Source organism: Bacillus cereus group sp. MYBK245-2 (assembly GCF_051916145.1).
Lineage (GTDB): Bacteria > Bacillota > Bacilli > Bacillales > Bacillaceae_G > Bacillus_A > Bacillus_A pacificus.
In genome coordinates, this window is sequence record NZ_JBQAGB010000019.1 from 73,830 (window position 1) to 96,132 (window position 22,303).

The following is a 22,303-nucleotide window of genomic DNA, read 5'->3' on the forward strand; positions in this document are numbered from 1 at the left end:
CTTCGTACCCCTTTACACTACTTAGCTAAAGTTTTTGCGATATTTCCAAATAACTCTATATAAGTCTGAATTGATTCATTTGTGTAAGTATCTGCTGGTGCATAAATAACTTGTTTTTTAGAAACAGCAGTTGTGTTTTGAAGAGCTGGTGATTTAGAAATAACATCCTGAGCAGGAGCTGACTTAGCTGCATCAGATGTTGCAGCATCACGATCTAATACGAACAGCCAATCAGGATTTGTTTGTGCGATAGCTTCAACAGAAACGTCATCACCTTTATGACCTGCAGTAGAATTAGAAACTTCTAACGCTGGAGTCCAACCGAAAATTTCATACATTGGTCCCCAAACGCGACCAGAGTGCGGCGCAGCAAAACCAATATTACCACCAGTAACGATAACACTCATAACTTTATCTTTTCCGTTATAAGCAGATTTTGCATTTTCAATAGATTTATCAAAATCAGCTACTAATTTTTTAGCTTCTTTATCTTTATCAAAGATTTTTCCTAAAGTAATTGTAGAATCTTTAAGTCCTTTTACTAAGTTTTCACCAGGCTTAGTAGCTTTCTCAGAAACATCAACGTTAAGATCAATAACTGCTGCATTTGGTACTAATTTTTTAATTTCTTGATAATGGCTAGCGAATCTTTGGCCAACGATTACAAGATCAGGGTTTGCAGCTGCAATAATTTCAAGATTTGGTTCGCGGTGATTCCCAATATTTTGAACTGAATTATCTTTTACATATGCTGAATCAGCGGGCATTACATCCTTTGGAGCAGCCGCTAATTTAATTCCCCAATCAGATAAAGTTTCAAAAGTTCTATTATCTAAAGCAACTACATTCTTTGGATTTACAGGAACAGTAACTTTTCCATGCGCATCAGTGATTTCAACCGTTTTTGGCTTATCACTACCATTACCTTTAGTAGCCTTCGAAGTTTCTTTACCTGCATCTGAGCAGGCTACTAACATTAAAGTGAAAACTGCTAGAATACTTACTAATTTTAAAAGCATAGTTTTTTTCATACGTATACTCCTTATTATGTAATTTATTTCGAAAATGATGACTTCCAAAGATTGAATTAGATAGTAACTACTATTCACCTAAATCAATATTGATAATCATTTTCATTTGAATATCCTGTAAATAAGTATAGTCATTAATTCTGTGAAAATCTTGTGAATGGTGTGAGTTAATAAAATTAAACATAACTTAGATATAATCTCAACTAATGCGCAACAAATTCATCCCCCACACGTACTAACCAGTAGATTAGCACCTTATAAACTGTGATTTCTACTGTAAAAAAAATGACCATTAATAGCTAATTTTTTATATTTCACATAAACTATTTTATCATTCAATCATTGAATAGCCTCTGCCATGTATCGTTTGAATATATCTGTCTTTCTTCTCACACTTTAACTTTTTTCTTACATATCCAATATATAAGTCTACTACATTTGGATTTACTACTACGTTATATCCCCAAACCTGATTCAAAAGCATTTCACGGCTCAATATTGTGTTTTTATTCTTGATTAAAAATACAAGTAAGTCGTACTCGCGTTTCGTAAGCGAGAGATTTTTACCGCCTTTTTTCACAATATTGCTAGATACATCAACAAGGAGATCTTTAAACTGAACAAAATTCGGCTCATTTTGCTGAGTATAATCACTTCGCCTTAAAATAGCTTGAACTCTTGCTACTAATTCTTCTTTCGCAAATGGTTTTCTTATATAATCATCCGCTCCTGCTTGTAACCCTGCTACGCAATCCTTGCTAGAAATATTGTCGGTCACAATAATGATCGGTGTCATTTTAACAAGTCGTATTTGCCTGCAAATTTCTGGTCCGGATATGCTTAATGAATCCCAATCTAATATGATAATATCCCAATCTTGTTCATATACTATATTTAAACCTTCGTTTTCATTGTGAAGTTTTAAAATGAAATGGCCTTCTTGCTTTAAACCACTTACGATTTTCTTCGCTAAAGACCGTTCATTCTTAATTACTAACACCTGCCTCACCGATGGTTCACCTCTACTTCAATATAACTTGGTTAAATAAAAAATTATTCCCCAAAAATAATTTAAAATTTATAGGTATTAAACTCCTAAAAAAAGTCATTATAACAGCTTATTAGGAGAACTCTATATAATCTTACAATAGGTATGGATAAAAAGACAAAATATATTAACATTTAAATAAAGTGATTTTATTAATAGAAACTCACCAATCAGGCGTTTACGAGCAGCTATAGTATCTACCTGCTTATCATCCATAACCATTTCTTTATTTTCTGTTTCAGGGGTACTGCCTCATCCCTATCAACTTAAGTATTTTATAAAAGCACAAAACAAAAAGAACCATAACCTCACCAAACTGGCAAAATTATGGTTCATATCATACAAAATAAAAAACCACCAAATATGTATTGGTGGAGACGGTGGGAGTCGAACCCACGTCCAAAAATATCGGCACTTAAGCTTCTACGAGTGTAGTCGATATATTAGCATTTCGCGAACTCTTCGGCCTATCGACAGGCTTCCAAGTTGCTAGTCTGGTTGTTCTCTTCCTTTGTCCTCAGACGGCGAACTCCGGCGTAGTCCACTTAGTTTGAGTCCCTTACCCTACCACATGGACGATGGAGGGAGGAACCTTTAGTGCAATTAAGCAGCTAAAGAAAGATTGTTTTGTTTGCCAATTATAGGCTTTGACGTTTTAACGAGGCCGATCCCCTCGACTCGCAACCTAAGCTCGAACTATCCCTGTCGAATCCGTAACGTCCCCATGATAAAAATGGAGCATACGAAGAAAATTTCGTGATAGCTACTAAGAGCTGTTTTTCAATGTGCAACAATCTTACATAAGTTATTATAACATACGCGCGCCGTTTTACAAATGTAAATATCTGTATTACATCTTTTGGCGATCACGGAACGCGCGTGCAATTTCACGTTTTGCTTCTTTCTCTTTTAAATCGTGACGCTTATCATATTGTTTCTTACCTTTTGCTAAACCAAGTGCCATTTTCGCGAATCCATTTTTCAAATAGATTTTAAGTGGAACTAATGCATATCCTGTTTCTTTTGCAGCTCCTGCTAATTTATCAATTTCTTTTTTATGCAGAAGTAACTTTCTCGTACGAAGCGGATCATGGTTGAAACGATTTCCTTGCTCGTACGTACTAATATGCATATTATGAACCCATACTTCACCATTATGTACACGAGCAAATGCATCTTTCAAGTTCACGCGTCCAGCGCGAATCGACTTAATTTCCGTTCCTTGAAGGACAAGCCCTGCTTCGTATGTTTCTTCGATGAAATAATCATGAAATGCTTTTTTATTTTGTGCAATAACCTTACCTGAACCTTTTGGCATATAACGTCCCTCCTCTATTTTTACTATTGTAACAAATGTTAATAAAAAGCGAAAGTGGCTCGCTTAGAATGTGAGGTGGATGGAGCTTCTGACCTTGAGGCGCCCTTTGCCTCTCGGGAAGAAGCGAAGCCGCCGAACATTCTAGCCACTGTAGCTGGATTCCCATAAAAAGCGAAAGTGACTCGTTCTCGAGCCACCAATAAAAAAGAAAAAGCCTCGCTTTTTATCAAAGCGAAGCCATCCTTTTCTTACTTACGCTTTTTCTTCTTCTTCTTGAATCCTGGTACGTTTTCGAAGAATGCTTTTTTCTTCTTGCCGTTACCATCTTTTTTCCCTGGTTGGCTAGCGGACGCGGATGCAGATCCTCTTCCTTTACCTTTGCCACCACGGTCAAATTTTCTACCTGTGCCACGTTCTCCGCCGCGCTCATTACTGCGTTCGCTACGTCCGCCGCGTTTCTTTCTGCCTGTTCTTGGTTGTTCGATCACGACTGGACGATCTTTGAACTTACGACGAGGCGTACCTTTCATACCAACGATTTCAAAGTCGATTGCACGCTCGTCTTTGTTTACGTTAATAACACGAATTGTAATTTCGTCACCGATGCGGAATACGTTACCTGTACGTTCTCCGATCATTGCGAAGTGCTGCTCATCATAACGATAGTAATCATCCGTTAAGTAGCTAACGTGTACAAGACCTTCAATTGTATTTGGAAGCTCTACGAATAAACCGAAGTTTGTTACAGAGCTAATCATACCGTCATACTCTTCGCCAATCTTATCAAGCATATATTCTGCTTTTTTCAGCTCGTCTGTTTCACGCTCAGCTTCAACAGCACGACGTTCCATATTAGAAGAGTGCTCTGCAATCTCAGGTAATTTTTCACGCCATTTTGCTTGCGTTTCATTGTCGACTTTACCGTTAATGATATATTCACGAATCAATCTGTGAACAATCGTATCTGGGTAACGACGAATTGGTGATGTGAAATGCGTGTAGAACTCAGTTGATAGACCAAAATGTCCTAAGCTTTCTGCATCGTAACGTGCTTGCTTCATAGAACGAAGCATTACTGTCGAAATGACTACTTCTTCTGGTTGCCCTTGAACCATTTCAAGAATTTGTTGTAGCGCACGAGGGTGTACTTCATTTGCACGTCCTTTTACTGCATATCCGAAGTTCGTTACAAACTCGAAGAAACGCTCTAGCTTATCTTCTTTCGGATCTTCATGGACACGGTACATGAATGGTACGTTCATCCAGTGGAAGTGCTCTGCTACTGTTTCGTTCGCGACAAGCATAAATTCTTCAATTAACTTCTCTGATACTGAACGATCACGCATGACAACATCAGTCGGTTTTCCTTCTTCATCTACTAATACTTTCGCTTCTTTAAAGTCAAAGTCGATTGCACCGCGGCGCATACGTTTTTCACGTAAAATTTGTGCTAATTGCCCCATCTCTTTAAACATCGGTACTAACGGCTCATAGCGTTTAATTAATTCTTCGTCCTCATCTTCTAAAATGCTTCTTACGTCAGCATACGTCATACGCTCTGTCGTTTTAATTACACTTTGGAAAATCTCGTGCTTTACAACGTCACCTAAATTGTTGATTTCCATTTCACAAGATAACGTCAGACGGTCTACTTTCGGATTTAATGAACAAATACCGTTAGATAGACGATGCGGAATCATCGGAATTACACGGTCAACAAGGTATATACTCGTCGCTCTCTCCGCTGCTTCTACATCAATTGGAGAACCTTCTTGAACGTAATGACTTACATCTGCAATATGAACCCCAAGCTTATAGTTACCGTTCTCGAGCTTCGTTACTGTAACAGCGTCATCTAAATCTTTCGCGTCTGCACCGTCAATTGTTACGATCATTTGGTCACGAAGATCACGGCGATCTTTTAAATCTTCTTCTGAAATCGTTTCTGGTACACTGTTTGCGTGCTCCATCACTTCTTCAGGGAATGCTAAAGGCAAATGATGTTTATGGATGACAGATAAAATATCTACTCCTGGGTCATTTTTATGACCTAGAATTTGAATAACTTCACCTTCTGCACTTAAACGATTCTCTGGATAGCTCGTAATTTTCACAACTACTTTATGCCCTTCTACAGCGCCCATTGATGCACTTTTCAATACGAAAATGTCACTCGTCCAGCGCTTATTGTCAGGTATAACAAATCCAAAGTTTTTCGATTCTGTATATGTACCAACTAGTTCTTTCGTTCCGCGTTCTAAAATGCGTACAATGGAACCTTCTTGACGCGAACCACTCGATTGGGAACTAAGGCGTGCTAATACTGTATCGCCATGAAGCGCACCGTTTAATTCTGTAGGCGGGATGAAAAGATCGTCGTCTCCTGTTTTCTTCTCGTCTGGTACAACGAATGCAAAGCCACGTGCATGTCCAATTAACTTACCACGTACTAAATTCATTTTTTCAGGCAGACCGTAACGGTTGCTACGAGTACGAATAATAAGTCCCTTCTCTTCCATCATTACAAGTGCCTTTACGAAATCTTTAAAGCCCTCAGAACCTTCAATTCCAAATGCCTCTTCTAACTCTTGTATCGTTAGCGGTTTATACGCTTCTTCTCTCATAAATAATAACAACTTATCAATATGTTCTTGTATGATTTCTTCCAAGCAAAAATACCTCCTTTAAAACCTTATATTATTTAGTGTATCCGAAAGATAGGGGATGTATAAAGCGAAACTTCAATACTCCCCTTATGATTTTTACAGTTTTCACAAAAAATTCCTTATGAAAAAAAGAGGCAACTAGATCTTACCAATCTAGTTGCTCCAAGAAGTTATATACATCCTCATGTAGCTCGTCACGCTGTTTATCAAGTGTAATGACATGCGTAGAGTCTTCATACCATTTAATGTCTTTTAACGTTGATTCTACACCGTTATAAATAATGTTCGCACTATCTGTATTAATCATTTCATCATGACGCGCTTGTACAACAAATGTTGGGGCATAAATCATGTCCACATTGTTACGTACGTCAGCAATTAATTGTTGTAATGCTTTTAATGTATTCATCGGTGTCTTTTGGAATTCCAACATTTCTTGTTCAATTTGCTCTGGTGATTTTTGCTCACGCTTTTTATATTCGCGGGCATATGCCAATATACCTTGGTACATCGTTTCTTCACTCTTAATATACATCGGTGCACACATTGGCACTACACCTAAAACCGGTACTGTATAACCTAATTTTAGAGAAAATACACCGCCAAGTGACAATCCAACGACAGCAATTTTCTCAAAACCTTTATCTTTTAAAAGCTGATATGCCTCCGTTACGTCTTGCCACCAATCTTCAGGACCTGTATGAACAAGCTCTTCTGGTGGTACACCGTGCCCTTTATAAATTGGGGCATGACAAGTGTAGCCTTTCTTTTCTAAGAAACGCCCTAACATACGTACATCAGCTGAGTTTCCTGTGAATCCATGTAGTAATAAAACAGCGCGGTCTCCACCCTCAAATGTAAATGGTTTCGGAGATGCTAATTTCATCATGTACTTCTCCTCTTTCTCTTCTGTAATCTAGTCGTATTCTTTCTATATCTAGTGTACCATATTTATATTTCTATAATCTAATTAGAAACATCTTTCAAATGACAAAACAAAAAAAAGAAGAACCATTAGTACATCTTACTAACGCTTCTTCTTTCAATTCTATAAGTTTAAGTACGTAACACCAATTGTTAATGCGAAGAACAATACAGCTAAAACAATTGTAATACGGTTTAATACCGCTTCAATTCCACGTGCTTTTTGCTTACCAAATAATTGCTCTGCACCGCCTGAAATTGCACCTGAAAGGCCTGAGCTATTACTAGACTGCATAAGTACCATAACAATCATTAAAATCGATACAATAATAAGTAAAACGGATAATAACGTATGCACTTGGCGTACCTCCTACAAAGATTCAGTTATTGTAACTGTAGCATAAATTCTATAGAAAAGCGAGAGCTATAAGGTTGCTCTCGCTTTTCTTCTATTACATGAACATCATTGCAAATAGCGGCCCGAGCAAACATGTTAAAATCGCTGTTAATGTCATTGTTACCGATCCAATAACACCTTCATGTTCATTATTTTTCATCGCTCTCATCACGCCCATAATATGAGAAGCACATCCAAATCCGATACCTTTACCAACTGAGTTTGTAACGCGGCTCCATTTTAATAAAAGCGGGCCGGTAATCGTTCCAGTAATACCTGCAATAACAACGAAGGCTGCTGTTAATGACGGTACACCACCAACTTGCTCTGAAACACTCATCGCAACTGGCATTGTCACTGATTTTGGTAAAGAAGATAAAATTAAGCTTTTATCTGTTCCCATAAGTGACGCAATAGCAAAGTCACTTGCAATGGCAACTGTTGTACCTACTAGTACCCCGCCGGCAATCGGTACAACATATTTTTGAAGAACGTGGCGTTGTTTATAAAGAGGAATTGCAAATGCTACAACACCGGGTCCGAGCAGTTTTGCAATCCAACCGCCACCACTTTCCATATAATGTTGATACGGTATATCAAGCATAATAAATAAGAAAGCCATTAATCCTGTTGCTACAAGCATTGGAATGGTGAATGGTGTTGGAAATAATTTATAGATTTTTTTAGATAATTGGTATAATAGCACCGTAAAAATAACCCAACCGATTCCGATCAATATTTGGCTCATCGCGACTCTCTTTCCTTTCTATTCGCAAGATATTGTCCTGTATGTCCTGCGACAATAATAATTAAAAATGTACTCGCTACAATTGTAATGAAAAGAGAAATTCCTTTACTCATAAAAAAAGCACCGTAATTCATTAGGCCAAGTGTTGGCGGAATTAATAAAAACGGCATAATAGCAACGAGTGTTTCTGCTCCTAAATCGAACCATTTCACTGGAAGAACTTTTAGGCTAAGTAAAACAAGTAAGAGGAACATTCCAATCAAACTTCCTGGAATCGGAATATTTAACATTTCTTGTACCCAAGTTCCAACCATATAAAAAACGTAAAGAGCAGCAATTTGGACAAGAATCTTTGTAAATTTCATGTTCATCATCCCTCTTGTTTATACGATCTTCTGTTAATATCTTTATCATAGTATAAATTGTAAAAAGCTGCAATTTATCAACTTGACAGCAAAAAACGCCTATGTTATACGCTTACAACCTTGATATGACTACATTTCTAAAAGAAAATTAAGTCAAAAACCTTGACCTAATATAAGAAGTTTTTATTTTCTGAATTTTAAAGGTTGTTATTTCAATAAAATAATCTTTTTATCCTTAAGCTTACATATATATAAAGTGAAACTTTAATCAGTGGGGGTTCTTTATCCCCCACTGATTATTAGTTGAACTAATTCGCTGTATTTCGAGGTGGAGGTCTTACTGCCCATTAAAGTGGGATAAACAAGATAGGTGGTGAACATATGCCCAAAAAAGTTCTCATTTTTTGTGATCCTGGGATTGATGATACGATGGCTCTCCTCTTAGCATTCTTTATTGATGAAATAGAAATCATCGGCATTGTTGCTGATTACGGCAATGTTCCAAAAGAGATGGCCGTACAAAATGCTCATTTTCTTAAGAATGAAACAATGAATAGAAATATTAAGATATTTGGTGGGTCAGAGCGTCCACTTACTGGTGCCCCACCTGCTTTTTTTACCGATGTACATGGGAAACAAGGGCTCGGGCCAATTATTCCAAAAGGGAATGTAACTAACGGGGAAATGGAGAATTTTTTCGAAGTTATTCCTCTTATTGAACAGTATAAAGGTGAAGTAATCATTGTAAGTTTAGGAAGACTTACCTCCCTCGCAATTTTATTCATCGTATGTAAACAGTTAATGAAGCAAATTAAATCTTACTACATAATGGGCGGTGCCTTTTTACACCCGGGTAATGTTACCCCTATTTCTGAAGCAAACTTTTATGGTGATCCTGCTGCCGCTAATATAGTCCTTCAATCCTCACCTAACATGTACATCTATCCATTAAACGTCACCCAATATTCCATCATTACACCAGAAATGGCTGAATATATTGAAGCAAAAGGAAAAGCCCCACTCGTCAAACCTTTATTCGATCATTATTACTATAGTTATTATAAAAATGCTCTACCACATTTAAAGGGTAGCCCCTTCCATGACACAATGCCAATACTCGCTTTACTTGATAACTCTATGTTTACGTATCACAAATCACCTATCGTTATCATGACCGAATCTTATGCACAAGGGGCAAGCATTGGGGAATTCCGCTCTTTAGAAGAATCTAAACCATTTATTGATCGGCCGATTCATCAAATCGCAATTGATTTTGATTATAACCGCTTCTTTAAACATTTCATGTCACTTATGACGGGGGAAGAATTTTAACATAAAAAAACAGACCGTGATTTCTCACGGTCTGTCGTTATTTTCTACAATTATCGTTTGATGTTGTAGAAAGATTTGATACCATCGTAAACAGCGATTTCGCCTAGTTCGTCTTCGATGCGTAATAATTGGTTGTACTTAGCAATACGGTCAGTACGGCTCATAGAACCAGTTTTGATTTGGCCAGCGTTAGTTGCAACTGCGATGTCAGCGATTGTAGCATCTTCAGTTTCACCAGAACGGTGAGATACAACTGCTGTGTAACCAGCACGTTTAGCCATTTCGATAGCTTCGAAAGTCTCAGTTAAAGTACCGATTTGGTTAACTTTAATTAAGATTGAGTTAGAGATACCTTTTTCGATACCTTCAGCAAGTTTTTGAGTGTTAGTTACGAATAAGTCGTCACCAACTAATTGTACTTTATCACCGATACGCTCAGTTAATAATTTGTGACCATCCCAGTCGTTTTCGTCTAAACCATCTTCGATAGAGATGATTGGGAAGTCTTTGCAAAGCTCTTCGTAGAAATCAACCATTTCTGCAGAAGTTAAGCCAGTACGGCCTTCGCCTGCAAGGTCATATTTACCAGTTTCTTTGTTGTAGAACTCAGAAGAAGCAACGTCCATTCCTAAGAATACGTTCTCGCCAGCTTTGTAACCAGCTTTTTCGATAGCTTCGATAATTACTTCTAATGCTTCACGGTTAGAACCAAGGTTTGGAGCGAATCCACCTTCGTCACCTACTGCAGTGTTAAGACCTTTGTCATGTAATACAGCTTTAAGTGCATGGAATACTTCAGCACCCATACGGATTGATTCTTTGAATGTTGGAGCACCAACTGGTAAGATCATGAACTCTTGGAAGTCTACGTTGTTATCAGCGTGAGAACCACCGTTGATGATGTTCATCATTGGAGTTGGTAATTGTTTTGCATTGAATCCACCAAGGTAACGGTATAATGGAAGACCTACGAAGTCAGCTGCTGCGTGAGCTACTGCCATAGATACACCAAGGATAGCGTTAGCGCCTAGTTTACCTTTGTTTGGAGTGCCATCTAATTCGATCATAGCACGGTCGATACCAGCTTGGTCAGTTACGTCGAAACCAACGATTTCTGGAGCGATAATTTCGTTAACGTTGTTTACTGCGTTAACAACACCTTTACCAAGGTAACGAGATTTGTCACCGTCACGTAATTCTACTGCTTCGTGTTCACCAGTAGATGCACCACTTGGTACGATAGCGCGTCCGAAAGCGCCGCTTTCTGTGTAAACTTCTACTTCTACAGTTGGGTTACCACGAGAGTCAAGGACTTCGCGAGCATAAACATCAATAATTGTTGACATAATAAATTCTCTCCTTTTTATATAAGCAAATTATTTAATAATTGTTTTACCTGTCATTTCTTTCGGTTGCTCAACACCAAGAAGTGTAAGCATTGTTGGAGCGATATCACCTAAGATACCACCTTCACGTAATTCTACGTCGTTCTTCGTAACGATGAAAGGAACCGGGTTAGTTGTATGAGCTGTCATTGGCTCTCCGTCAGAAGTTAATTCTTCGTCAGCATTACCATGGTCAGCAGTAATAAGTGCTACACCATCTTTTGCAAGAATCGCTTCTACAACTTTTCCTAAACATTCGTCAGTTGCTTCTACTGCTTTAATTGTTGGTTCCATCATCCCAGAATGGCCAACCATATCACAGTTCGCAAAGTTAAGAATGATAACATCATGTTTATCATTTTCGATTTCATTTACTAAAGCGTCCGTTACTTCGTAAATGCTCATTTCAGGTTTCAAGTCATACGTTGCAACCTTCGGTGAGTTAATTAAAATACGCTCTTCTCCTGGGAATTCAGCCTCACGACCACCGCTAAAGAAGAATGTAACGTGCGGATACTTTTCAGTTTCCGCGATGCGAAGTTGCTTTAATCCCGCTTGCGCAACAACTTCACCTAAAGTGTTATCAAGGTTCATTGGCTTGAATGCCACGTAACCATCTACTGTTTCACTAAAGTGTGTCATACATACGAATTCTGGAATGTGAGGTACTTTTTCACCACGATCGAACTCACGGAAGTCTTCGTTTGTAAATACACGAGCAATTTGAATTGCACGGTCTGGACGGAAGTTATAGAAGATAACTGCATCATCATCATTGATTGTTGCAACTGGCGTGTTATCTTCGTTAACAATTACAGACGGCAATACGAATTCATCGTAGATACCATTTGCATAAGAGTCTTCTACACACTCTTCTGCTGATTTATAAGTAGGGCCTTCACCATTCACCATAGCACGGTAACATTTTTCTACGCGATCCCAACGCTTGTCACGGTCCATGGAGTAATAACGACCAGAGATAGTCGCGAATTGTCCTACTCCTGTTTCTTTAATTACTTCATTTGTTGCATCAATATAGCTTTGTGCTGTTTTTGGTCCAACATCGCGGCCATCTAAGAATGCATGAATGTATACTTTCTCAACGCCTTCTTTAGCTGCTAAGCGAAGAAGAGCAAACATGTGGTTCATGTGACTGTGCACACCACCGTCAGAAAGTAAACCGAATAAATGAAGTGCAGTACCTTTTTCTTTTACGCTTTTAATTGCACTTTGGAACGTTTCGTTCTTGTCGAACTCACCTTCACGAATTGCAACGTTTACGCGTGTTAAGCTTTGATATACAATGCGGCCAGCACCGATATTTAAGTGACCAACCTCAGAGTTACCCATTTGACCTTCTGGAAGACCTACTGCCTCACCACAAGCTGTAAGCGTTGTGTGAGGGAATTTGTTCCAGTAACCATCAAAATTAGGTTTCTTAGCTTGTGCTACAGCATTCCCGTAAGTTTCTTCACGAAGTCCGAAACCGTCAAGAATAATTAGAGCTGTTGGCTTTCTCATTTTACCGCCTCCAGAAGACCTAAGAACGAAGCAGGCTCTAAGCTAGCACCGCCAACTAAAGCGCCGTCGATGTCAGATTGTGCCATGTACTCTTTAATGTTTTCTGGTTTTACGCTACCGCCGTATTGAATACGAACAGCTTCTGCAGCAGCTGGAGAAACAGCCTCTGCAACAACTTTACGGATGTGCGCACATACTTCGTTTGCATCTGCAGAAGAAGAAGATTTACCTGTACCGATAGCCCAGATTGGCTCATAAGCGATAACAGTTGCTTTAACTTGCTCTTCAGTTAAACCTGCAAGTGCTTTTGTCACTTGACCTGCTACTAGATCAAATGTTTTTCCGCTTTCGCGCTCTTCTAAAGTCTCACCACAACATACGATTGGTGTTAAACCATGTTCAAATGCTGCGATAGTCTTTTTGTTTACTGACTCATCTGTTTCAGCAAACATTTCACGACGCTCAGAGTGGCCAAGTACTACGTAGCCTACTTTTAAGTCGCTAAGTGCTACTGGGCTAATTTCGCCAGTAAATGCACCATTTTTTTCGAAGTGCATGTTTTGTGCACCTACTTGTAAATCAGTTCCTTCAGTCGCTGCTACAAGGCGCTCTAAGAATAGAGCTGGAGAGCAAACTACTGCATCAACAGCTGAAGCTGCTGGGATTTGACCTTTAACTTCCTCTACGAAGCTAACTGCTTCAGATAGAGTTTTATTCATTTTCCAGTTACCTGCGATAATTGGTTTACGCATGCTTTGCACCGTCCTTTTTCTTTGGCTGCTACTTATTTGTCGTTAAGACAAACTACACCTGGAAGCTCTTTACCTTCCATGAATTCTAATGACGCACCGCCGCCAGTAGAAATGTGGCTCATTTTATCAGCCATACCGAATTTTTCAACAGCTGCTGCAGAGTCACCACCGCCGATAACAGAGTATGTACCTTCTGCATCTGCTAATGCTTGTCCTACTGCTTTTGTACCTTCTGCGAATGGAGTCATTTCGAATACACCCATTGGTCCATTCCATACAACAAGCTTAGAGTTTTTAATTACATCTGCATAAATTTCACGTGTTTTAGGACCGATGTCCACGCCTTCCCAGTTAGAAGGGATAGAATCGATATTAACGATTTTAGTTGTTGCAGTTTCAGAGAATTCCTCAGTGATTACAACATCAACTGGCATGTAGAAGTTTACGCCTTTTTCTTTTGCAAGTTGCATAAATTCTTTAGCTAGTTCAATCTTGTCGTCTTCACATAGAGATAGACCAATTTCATGACCTAAAGCTTTAACGAATGTGTAAGCAAGTCCGCCACCGATGATTAAGTTATCTACTTTGTCTAATAGATGACGAATTACACCGATTTTATCTTTTACTTTCGCACCACCGATGATAGCTGTGAATGGACGATCTGGGTTAGAAAGTGCTTTTCCAAGAACATCTAACTCTTTTTCCATTAGTAAACCAGATACTGCTGGTAGGTAGTCCGCGATACCTGCTGTAGAAGCGTGAGCACGGTGAGCTGCACCGAATGCATCGTTTACGAAGATGTCAGCAAGAGCTGCAAATTCTTTCGCAAGTTCTGCATCGTTCTTTTCTTCGCCCGCATAGAAACGTACGTTTTCAAGAACTAATACGTCGCCTTCGTTCATTGCTGCAACCATTTCTTGTACAGCTGGTCCGAATGCTTCGTCTGCTTTTTTAACGTCTTTACCAAGAAGCTCGCCTAAACGTGCTGCTACTGGAGTTAAACGCATTTCTTCTACTACTTGACCTTTTGGACGGCCTAAGTGGCTTGCTAAAATAACTTTCGCACCTTGCTCTACTAAATATTGAATTGTAGGAAGAGCTGCACGGATACGAGTTTCATCTGTAATTTTGCCTTCTTTCATAGGTACGTTGAAGTCAACGCGGCAAAATACACGCTTACCTTTTAAATCTACGTCACGAATTGATTTTTTGTTCATTGGATTTCCCTCCGACTACTAGTTAGGATTGACAAAACCCACTCAAAAGCTTAACACATTTGCTTTTAAAACGAAAGAAGAGAGAGAGGGAACAAACCCTCTCCCTCGTTTTGTCATTGATAACTTATATAATTAAGAATTAAAGACCTTTTGAAGTCATGTAAGCTGCTAGGTCTACTACGCGGTTAGAGTAACCAGTTTCGTTATCGTACCAAGAAAGTACTTTAACCATGTTACCTTCCATTACCATTGTAGATAATGCATCGATTGTAGAAGAAGCTGTACATCCGTTATAGTCGATAGATACTAATGGCTCTTCGCTGTATCCAAGGATACCTTTTAATTCGCCTTCAGCTGCTGCTTTGAATGCTGCATTTACTTCTTCAACTGTTACTTCTTTGTCAAGTTCAACAACTAGGTCAACTAGAGAAACGTTAGCAGTTGGAACACGTACAGCGCCACCGTTTAATTTACCTTTAAGTTCTGGTAATACTAATGCTACTGCTTTAGCTGCACCAGTAGATGTTGGGATCATGTTTTCAGCTGCTGCACGAGCACGACGTAAATCTTTGTGTGGTAAGTCTAAGATTTGTTGGTCGTTAGTGTAAGAGTGAATTGTTGTCATCATTCCGCGTTTTACGCCGAATTTTTCGTTTAATACTTTAGCAAATGGAGCTAAGCAGTTTGTAGTACAAGAAGCGTTAGATACTACGTTGTGGCTAGCTGCATCGTATTGTTCGTGGTTAACACCCATAACTACAGTGATATCTTCGTCAGAAGCTGGAGCTGAGATGATAACTTTTTTAACTGATCCACCTAAGTGTTTTTCAGCGTCTGCTTTTTTAGTGAAACGACCAGTAGATTCTACTACGATTTCTACTCCGTAGTCGCTCCATGGTAATTGTGCTGGGTCACGCTCAGCGATAACTTTGATTTCTTTACCGTTAACAACGATGCTGCTTTCGTTAGCAGATACTTCTGCGTTTAAAGTTCCGTGAACTGTGTCATATTTTAAAAGGTGAGCTAAAGTTTTAGCATCTGTTAAGTCGTTGATTGCTACTACTTCTACCTCTGGGTTGTTAAGTGCTGCGCGGAATACGTTACGTCCGATACGTCCAAATCCATTAATACCAATTTTAGTCATTTGAATTTCCTCCTTGGGGGATTATATTAAAGGGTAATACCCTTTGTTAATTGTTTTGCTGCACCTTCATCTGTAATTAGAATTGAAGTGTGCCCTTGTTTAATTACAGCCTGTATTGCCTTTGCCTTTGAAGAACCTCCAGCGACTGCAACAACGTGAGATACATTTTGTAAATCCTCTAGTTGCATACCAACTGTTCTTACTTTATGAACAACATTTCCTTGTTCATTAAAGTAGTAACCGAAAGCTTCGCCAACTGCTTCGCTTGCCTGAATCTTTAACCAATCTGCTTCTGAAGTATTTCTGCGACGTGCCATTGTTAACGCATCACCTATTCCATGAATGACGATATTGGAAGATCGAATCAACTCAAGAACTTCTTTCACGGAAGGCTCTGTCACAATAGACGCATATGCTTCGCTGCTAACATGGTCTGGAACATACAATAAGCGATAATTACTCATCGTATTTTGCGCCATCTTGGCACAAATAGTATTGGCTTCTAACTCGACGCCTTCTCCAATTCCACCACGTGCTGGGACAAATAGCATATGTAAATCTTTGCAATCAAGCTGCATCATGTCCGCAACAGCAGCTAGCGTAGTTCCTCCAGCCACAGCAACGATATTATTCGCTGTCAGACGGTCTTTTATACAAGTCACACAAGCACGGCCCATCTCCAGTTTGACCCAAGGCGATTCATCACTATCACCAGGGACAACGAAAACTTCATCCAAGTCTAATGTTTCCTTAAGTTGCTTTTCTAAAACCTTTAACCCGGAAATTTCTTTCATAAAGTCTTCCAAAGCAAGAACTAAAGCTGTTCCTTCTTCTGTCAAAGTCATTCCAGAAGAAGCGACGTGAACTAAGTTTTGTTCTTTCAAAACTTGAACTTCACTTCGCAATACTCGTTCTGTCATACCGAGACTTGCTGATAAATTTCTTCTTCCAATCGGCTGCATAAGCCTAATGTATTGAAGAATTTGCATTCTCGTTTGCATAACAGGTAGCAGATCAGGTAATAATTTTTTTGTGTTCTGAATCCATGAGCGCATATCTTTTCTCCTCACTACATCGGTTCATTTTCCCTCGTGGTCACTTTACGTCCCGTAGTGACATTTTGTGTCCCACATAGGTTAAAAAAATAATCCCTGCTACGTGTATTATTGTAACAGGAGATAGAAACTTATTCAACTCTTAACTGCATTCTTTATATAGTTTATTATGACACCTTTGTGAATGTTACCATATTCTACTTGTTTTCCGTCTATTTCTACAACCGGAATCATTAGGTGATATGTTTCTAAAAGGTCATTATCTTCATATATATCTATTTCCTCAATTTGAAAAGAATATTCACATTGTACTTCCTGTAAAACTTGTTTCGCCTTCACGCAAAGGCCACAATCATTTTTTGTATACAGTACAACTTTCATCTTCTTCACCTATCCGATCGTTTTTCGTAATGACGACGCTGGGATGTGCATTTGCTCCCTATACTTCGCCACTGTTCTTCGAGAAATAACGATTTCATGCTCTTCTTCTAACAATTTTGAAATCTTTTGGTCTGAAAGTGGCTTTTTCTTATTCTCCGCCTCAACAAGCGTTTGAATAAATTGTTTTACACGCTTTGTAGAAACCGCTTCATCTTCAGTAGTCGAAACGGCATTACTAAAGAACGATTTCATCTCAAATAAACCGTGTGGTGTTTGCACATATTTATTTCGCGTTGCCCGACTAATTGTCGATTCATGGACGCTTAACTCTTCTGCTACTTCTTTTAAAGCAAGTGGCTTTAAATACTCCGGACCTTTCCAGAAGAAATCACGTTGTTTTTCCATAATAATGGTCATCACTTGCAAAAGCGTTTGTTTTCTTTGTTTCAAACTACGCATAATCCACTGTACATGCTGATACTTTTCTGAAACGTAAGATGCTACTTCACTTTCACTATTATTAAGAAGCGCACTATATTCAGAATGAATTTCAATTCTCGGCATATTTCTCTCATTCATTTGTAAAACGAGACGATCACCATCTTTTTTCACAGCCATATCAGGCACAATATAAAGTGGTTTATCAGAAGAAAACGCAAGACCTGGTTTCGGCTGTAATGACGTAATACAGTTCACCGCCGATTGCAATTCCTCATTACTACACTTCAGCACTTGAACGAGCTTTCGCCAATCTTTCTTCACGAAATAAGCGAAATGATCTTCTACAACCTCTTCTGCTAATCCATTTCGTCTTTGTAAGCGCTTCAATTGCAAAGTTAGACATTCCTGAATATTACGCGCTCCTACCCCTGCTGGCTCAAGTGATTGGACAAGCTCTACAGAGCGGTCAACTACATGTAGCGGTGCGGAAAGGAGATTTGCTAACTCCTCATTCGTTTCTTGTAAATACCCATTTCCATCCATGTTCATAATAATGAAAAAAGCTACTTTTCGCTCTTCTTCCTCTATTTTATAATACTGTATTTGATTTAATAAATGTTGCTGAATCGTTGTAGAATCCACACTGTAGATTTCCATCTGATTCTCGACTTGTTTGCTGGTACTTTTACTGTTGTTAGAGCTCTTTTTCTTCTCCCTCTCAAAACCACCTAACTCAATAAGGGGATTCTCTAACGATTGCTCATACAAAAACTCCGATAATTCTTGTACATTATACTGGAGCATTGTAATCGCTTGCCTTAACTCTTGTGTCATTGCCAAACGTAAGCTTTGTTCTTGTAAAAGACTTGCCTTCAAACTAATCTCCCCCTTGTTTCTATTGTACAATAAGTTTGGTAAAAGGAGAATGCTATCACAGACACCCATTCCAAAATATTATTAATTTATATGTATTAATGAGATTTACAACTTAAAACCGAAATTTGAATAATATTGAAAGAAAATAATAACGGAATTTAATTATAACCAAGTACTAATAGTAAATCTTATTATCAGATATAACAAGAGGGAAATAAAAAAAGTCCTAACCTACAAAACGTAAGTTAGGACTTTTTGACGCGCCCAGAGGGATTCGAACCCCCGGCAGACGTGGTACCGGAAACCACCGCTCTATCCGACTGAGCTATGGGCGCATGATTATAAAATACACTTCATTTTCTCTTCATAATAATAGCAATAAAAACCATTTAAATCAATAAAAACTCTTTGATTGCACTTTATATATACACTATTTTTCACATAAAAAAGCCCCCTAATTTCTATATTTAGGAGGCAATTCTTAACGGTCTTATTTATCTAGTTTCTCTTTAATCTCTTTTGGAATTTCATTCGGCTGTACTTCTTGATATGTTTCAATATATTCACCTTTTGTTTTAACCTTTACATACGCTCCCTCTCTAAGTCCACGAGGTGCATAAAACTTAACATCTCTCTCTTCACCTGAAGTATAATAACCCATTAGTTTATAATCCCCAGCTACCTCTCCAATTTTGGATAGTCGGCCAGATTCTTTCGCTTTTACATATACAAAGTCCTCTTTCACAAGCGGATTGTATCTATCTGTTATCTCATTATGAGAAACACTTGCCACACCAATAACTAATATAAAAACTCCAATTAAACCCAATAATAATTTCTTCATTTTTCTCTCCTTAAAATATGCTTTTAACTTATTTTACCTTCTTTATTCTAGGAGAAAAAAGTTTTTGTCACTATCGCTTTTCCTTACATGTTCATTACAAAATTGTAATGCTCAGATGCTTCATCCCTAAAATTCCCAATCATAAATTCACTCCAACTCACAAATTATAATCTTTGAATTGATATTCCAAAGGGGGCTTCATTCAATGACTGTAATTACGAAATTAAAGCAAACTGTTTCTGGATTAAAAAGTGCACAAGCTAGCTTAGAGGGATTCGCTCTTGATACGGATAACCAACAAGCTAAGCAACTTTTCCAAACAGCTGCGCAGCAAACACAAACAATTATCGATTCTTTAAACCCACGTGTTGAAGAAGTCCAACAAGAAGAACCACAATACTCACAGCAATAACGAATCAGTCTTGCTGTGAAATAGAAAAAGGGTGATATGCAGTCATCCTTTTTCTATCACATTACATATTGCAATAGAAATGGAATGATGATTATGCGAAAGATCGGACTCATTACCGCGTTATTTATACTTCTATTTAGTTCTTTTACCGGTTGTGATCACAGCCCATTAGATAAAAAGGTAAAAAAAGAAGAAGCAAAACGAACAGAGAAAGAGAAAGGTCCCAAATTAACAAAGACGAGTACGGAATCCTTTAATCAATCTATATCACAGGGAGCGAAGAAAAGAGCTCTCGCTATGGATGAAATTATAAAGAGCGCAGCTGTGAATTCAAATTTAGATCTCTACATAGCAGTTAAGCCTGAGCATCATGAACGATTTGGGTTAAAACCTTTACGCAAGAAACTTCAAAAGCAACTAAGTGACGAATATCCCACTTTCGATGTTCGTGTTAGCACCGATAAAAAAATCTTTATGTTACTCGAAAAGCTTGAAAACAGAATCAAGAAAAAAGAAATATCTAAAGATGAAATCAAAAAACAGTTAAAACTTATCGGATCAGAAATGGAATCTAACACTTAACGCTTTCGAATAGAAAAGGAAGGATTTAAATGTCTAGTAAAGATAAAAACTTAACCCCTGTACAACAGGAATATAAAAAATTCGAGCAAGAACGCGAACCGAAGCGTCCTGTCTTAAAAAACTGTATAAAAGCCTTTTTCGTTGGTGGTTTCATTTGCCTAATTGGGCAACTCATTTCTACTTTTTATATTACGTATTTCGATTTCACTGAACGCTCAGCAGGGAATCCAACAGTAGCAACTCTTATTTTCATCTCGATGTTACTAACTGGATTCGGTGTATATGATCGTCTCGGTCAATTTGCAGGTGCTGGAACAGCTGTACCTGTCACTGGATTTGGTAACTCTGTTATCGCAGCATGCATCGAACACCGAACAGAGGGATTTGTCCTTGGTGTTGGAGCTAACATGTTTAAATTAGCCGGCTCCGTTATTTTATTTGGTGTATTTTCAGCTTTCGTCATCGCACTTATTAAAACGATTCTCGTTCAATGGGGAGGGCTATAAATGTTACAAGGACACCGAACGTGGGTATTTGAAAACAAACCAGTTATTATTTCGACAGGAGTCGTCGGCGGGCCGTTTGAAGCAAAAGGAAAAATCCCAGAAGACTTCGATATCCTTCATGAAGATTTATGGCTCGGACAAGATTCCTATGAAAAAGCACATAAAATTTTATTCGAAGAAGCTTGTAGCCGCGCCACTGAAAAAGCAGAACTTCGTAAAGATGATATCCAATTTGTACTCGCAGGAGATTTAATTAATCAAATTACCCCTACAAGCTTTGCTTGCCGTACACTGGGCACTCCTTATCTCGGATTATTCGGCGCTTGTTCTACTTCTATGGAAGGTTTAGCACTTGGGGCGAGTATCGTAAATGCAAAAGGCGCAAAATATTTATTAACCGGGGCATCAAGCCATAACACCGCTGTAGAAAAACAGTTCCGCTACCCTACCGAATATGGTGGACAAAAGCCACCTACCGCACAGTGGACAGTAACTGGAGCAGGAGCCGCTATTTTAAGCGATACTGGACATGGCCCTAGGGTAACATCCGCAACAATCGGAAAAGTGGTTGATATGGGATTAACAGATCCGTTTAATATGGGAGGCGCAATGGCTCCAGCCGCCGTCGATACAATTGAAGCTCACTTACGCGAACGTCAAATTGACGCCTCTTACTACGATTTAATCGTAACCGGTGACCTCGGGCATGTAGGACGTGAAATTGCTTATGACTTACTACATAAACACGGAACGAAAGTAACGAGCGAACAGTTTCAAGATTGCGGGCTACTCATTTATAGAGAAGGGCAACCTGTCATAGCTGGGGCTAGCGGACCAGGATGTTCCGCAACAGTCGTGTACGGTCATTTATTAAACCGAATGAAAAGAGGAGAGTTCAAAAAAATACTTGTCGTTGCGACAGGCGCTTTACTATCTCCACTTACATTCCAACAAGAAGAAACGATTCCGTGCATCGCTCACGCCGTTTCAATTGAATTCGGAGGTGCAACGCAATGATTTTTTTCTGGGCTTTCGTCATTGGCGGACTCATATGTGTAATCGGCCAACTTATGTTTGATGTCGGCAAGCTAACGCCCGCTCATACAATGGCAACACTCGTTGTTGCTGGAGCTATATTAGATGGATTCAATTTGTATGAACCATTAATTGACTTCGCTGGAGCTGGGGCAACCGTACCTATTACAAGCTTTGGTAATGCCCTCGTTCACGGCGCAATGGAAGAAGCCGCAAAACATGGCATCGTTGGCGTTATTACCGGCATGTTTAAAGTAACAAGCGCCGGTGTATCCGCAGCTATTATTTTCGGCTTCATCGGAGCATTGCTATTCAAACCGAAA

23 protein-coding genes, 1 tRNA gene and 1 other RNA gene are annotated in these 22,303 nt (G+C 38.8%); 6 read left to right on the plus strand and 19 right to left on the minus strand.

The genetic code is table 11. From position 1 onward, the window contains the following. Window positions 1-17 precede the first annotated feature (17 nt). The 9 genes from ACTFRN_RS24125 to ACTFRN_RS24165 form a co-directional block, all read right to left on the minus strand. The gene (locus tag ACTFRN_RS24125; RefSeq protein WP_088106294.1) at window positions 18-1,031 is read right to left on the minus strand and encodes a siderophore ABC transporter substrate-binding protein; all 1,014 of its coding nucleotides are present in this window, start codon (window positions 1,029-1,031) and stop codon (window positions 18-20) included. Between the two features lie 331 nt (window positions 1,032-1,362). Continuing rightward, window positions 1,363-2,040: a response regulator transcription factor gene (locus ACTFRN_RS24130; RefSeq protein ID WP_088106293.1), complete on the minus strand. Its 678-nt coding sequence runs from the start codon at window positions 2,038-2,040 to the stop codon at window positions 1,363-1,365. 408 nt (window positions 2,041-2,448) lie between these two features. After that, window positions 2,449-2,803: a transfer-messenger RNA gene (gene ssrA / locus ACTFRN_RS24135) on the minus strand. Window positions 2,804-2,929: 126 nt separating this feature from the next. Next, on the minus strand, window positions 2,930-3,397 hold the full coding sequence (gene smpB, locus ACTFRN_RS24140; protein WP_001123901.1) for an SsrA-binding protein: 468 nt from the start codon (window positions 3,395-3,397) through the stop codon (window positions 2,930-2,932). Between the two features lie 248 nt (window positions 3,398-3,645). Continuing rightward, entirely contained in the window at window positions 3,646-6,066 is a 2,421-nt protein-coding gene (gene rnr, locus ACTFRN_RS24145) for a ribonuclease R (RefSeq protein ID WP_000391075.1), read from the minus strand. A gap of 142 nt (window positions 6,067-6,208) precedes the next feature. Then, window positions 6,209-6,949, minus strand: coding sequence for a carboxylesterase (estA, locus tag ACTFRN_RS24150; RefSeq protein ID WP_000761976.1), 741 nt, complete (start codon window positions 6,947-6,949; stop codon window positions 6,209-6,211). Between the two features lie 162 nt (window positions 6,950-7,111). Continuing rightward, window positions 7,112-7,345 carry a preprotein translocase subunit SecG gene (gene secG / locus ACTFRN_RS24155; RefSeq protein ID WP_000557262.1) on the minus strand — a complete coding sequence of 78 codons (234 nt, stop codon included), beginning with the start codon at window positions 7,343-7,345 and terminating at the stop codon, window positions 7,112-7,114. 94 nt (window positions 7,346-7,439) lie between these two features. Beyond that, window positions 7,440-8,132, minus strand: coding sequence for an LrgB family protein (locus tag ACTFRN_RS24160; protein ID WP_000078293.1), 693 nt, complete (start codon window positions 8,130-8,132; stop codon window positions 7,440-7,442). Further along, the gene (locus tag ACTFRN_RS24165) at window positions 8,129-8,497 is read right to left on the minus strand and encodes a CidA/LrgA family holin-like protein (protein WP_000673220.1); all 369 of its coding nucleotides are present in this window, start codon (window positions 8,495-8,497) and stop codon (window positions 8,129-8,131) included. The genes ACTFRN_RS24160 and ACTFRN_RS24165 overlap by 4 nt, the downstream gene beginning before the upstream one ends. A 381-nt stretch (window positions 8,498-8,878) precedes the next feature. Here ACTFRN_RS24165 and ACTFRN_RS24170 point away from each other — a divergent pair, with 381 nt between their 5' ends. Further along, window positions 8,879-9,829, plus strand: a complete 951-nt coding sequence (locus ACTFRN_RS24170; RefSeq protein ID WP_088106292.1) for a nucleoside hydrolase — start codon at window positions 8,879-8,881, stop codon at window positions 9,827-9,829. Between the two features lie 50 nt (window positions 9,830-9,879). Here the strand turns inward: ACTFRN_RS24170 and eno are convergent, their stop codons facing one another. From eno to ACTFRN_RS24220, 10 genes are all read right to left on the minus strand, one after another. Beyond that, window positions 9,880-11,175, minus strand: coding sequence for a phosphopyruvate hydratase (eno, locus tag ACTFRN_RS24175; protein ID WP_000103956.1), 1,296 nt, complete (start codon window positions 11,173-11,175; stop codon window positions 9,880-9,882). Window positions 11,176-11,205: 30 nt separating this feature from the next. Beyond that, complete coding sequence (gene gpmI, locus ACTFRN_RS24180) at window positions 11,206-12,735, minus strand: 2,3-bisphosphoglycerate-independent phosphoglycerate mutase (RefSeq protein WP_001231150.1); 1,530 nt, start codon at window positions 12,733-12,735, stop codon at window positions 11,206-11,208. Further along, window positions 12,732-13,487, minus strand: coding sequence for a triose-phosphate isomerase (gene tpiA / locus ACTFRN_RS24185; RefSeq protein ID WP_001231036.1), 756 nt, complete (start codon window positions 13,485-13,487; stop codon window positions 12,732-12,734). The genes gpmI and tpiA overlap by 4 nt, the downstream gene beginning before the upstream one ends. Before the next feature lie 32 nt (window positions 13,488-13,519). Next, complete coding sequence (locus tag ACTFRN_RS24190; protein ID WP_001036347.1) at window positions 13,520-14,704, minus strand: phosphoglycerate kinase; 1,185 nt, start codon at window positions 14,702-14,704, stop codon at window positions 13,520-13,522. A gap of 139 nt (window positions 14,705-14,843) precedes the next feature. Continuing rightward, a complete protein-coding gene (gap, locus tag ACTFRN_RS24195; protein WP_000161231.1) occupies window positions 14,844-15,848 on the minus strand; it encodes a type I glyceraldehyde-3-phosphate dehydrogenase in 1,005 nt (334 codons plus the stop codon). 26 nt (window positions 15,849-15,874) lie between these two features. Beyond that, window positions 15,875-16,903, minus strand: a complete 1,029-nt coding sequence (gene cggR, locus ACTFRN_RS24200) for a gapA transcriptional regulator CggR (protein ID WP_001258187.1) — start codon at window positions 16,901-16,903, stop codon at window positions 15,875-15,877. A gap of 135 nt (window positions 16,904-17,038) precedes the next feature. Next, window positions 17,039-17,284, minus strand: coding sequence for a glutaredoxin family protein (locus tag ACTFRN_RS24205; RefSeq protein WP_000869739.1), 246 nt, complete (start codon window positions 17,282-17,284; stop codon window positions 17,039-17,041). Between the two features lie 9 nt (window positions 17,285-17,293). Further along, window positions 17,294-18,601, minus strand: coding sequence for an RNA polymerase factor sigma-54 (gene rpoN, locus ACTFRN_RS24210; protein WP_088106291.1), 1,308 nt, complete (start codon window positions 18,599-18,601; stop codon window positions 17,294-17,296). Between the two features lie 259 nt (window positions 18,602-18,860). Next, a tRNA-Arg gene (locus ACTFRN_RS24215) sits at window positions 18,861-18,936 on the minus strand. A 155-nt stretch (window positions 18,937-19,091) separates the two neighbouring features. Continuing rightward, complete coding sequence (locus tag ACTFRN_RS24220; RefSeq protein ID WP_000734942.1) at window positions 19,092-19,445, minus strand: YxeA family protein; 354 nt, start codon at window positions 19,443-19,445, stop codon at window positions 19,092-19,094. A gap of 205 nt (window positions 19,446-19,650) precedes the next feature. Here ACTFRN_RS24220 and ACTFRN_RS24225 point away from each other — a divergent pair, with 205 nt between their 5' ends. From ACTFRN_RS24225 to spoVAE, 5 genes are all read left to right on the plus strand, one after another. After that, window positions 19,651-19,857: a DUF1657 domain-containing protein gene (locus ACTFRN_RS24225; RefSeq protein ID WP_000216166.1), complete on the plus strand. Its 207-nt coding sequence runs from the start codon at window positions 19,651-19,653 to the stop codon at window positions 19,855-19,857. A gap of 93 nt (window positions 19,858-19,950) precedes the next feature. Then, window positions 19,951-20,439, plus strand: a complete 489-nt coding sequence (locus tag ACTFRN_RS24230) for a YhcN/YlaJ family sporulation lipoprotein (protein ID WP_001226063.1) — start codon at window positions 19,951-19,953, stop codon at window positions 20,437-20,439. Window positions 20,440-20,468: 29 nt separating this feature from the next. After that, entirely contained in the window at window positions 20,469-20,945 is a 477-nt protein-coding gene (gene spoVAC, locus ACTFRN_RS24235) for a stage V sporulation protein AC (protein WP_000095406.1), read from the plus strand. Beyond that, complete coding sequence (spoVAD, locus tag ACTFRN_RS24240; protein WP_000938952.1) at window positions 20,946-21,962, plus strand: stage V sporulation protein AD; 1,017 nt, start codon at window positions 20,946-20,948, stop codon at window positions 21,960-21,962. Further along, on the plus strand, window positions 21,959-22,303 hold a 345-nt coding region (gene spoVAE, locus ACTFRN_RS24245; protein WP_319608525.1), incomplete at its 3' end, for a stage V sporulation protein AE. The genes spoVAD and spoVAE, both read left to right, overlap by 4 nt.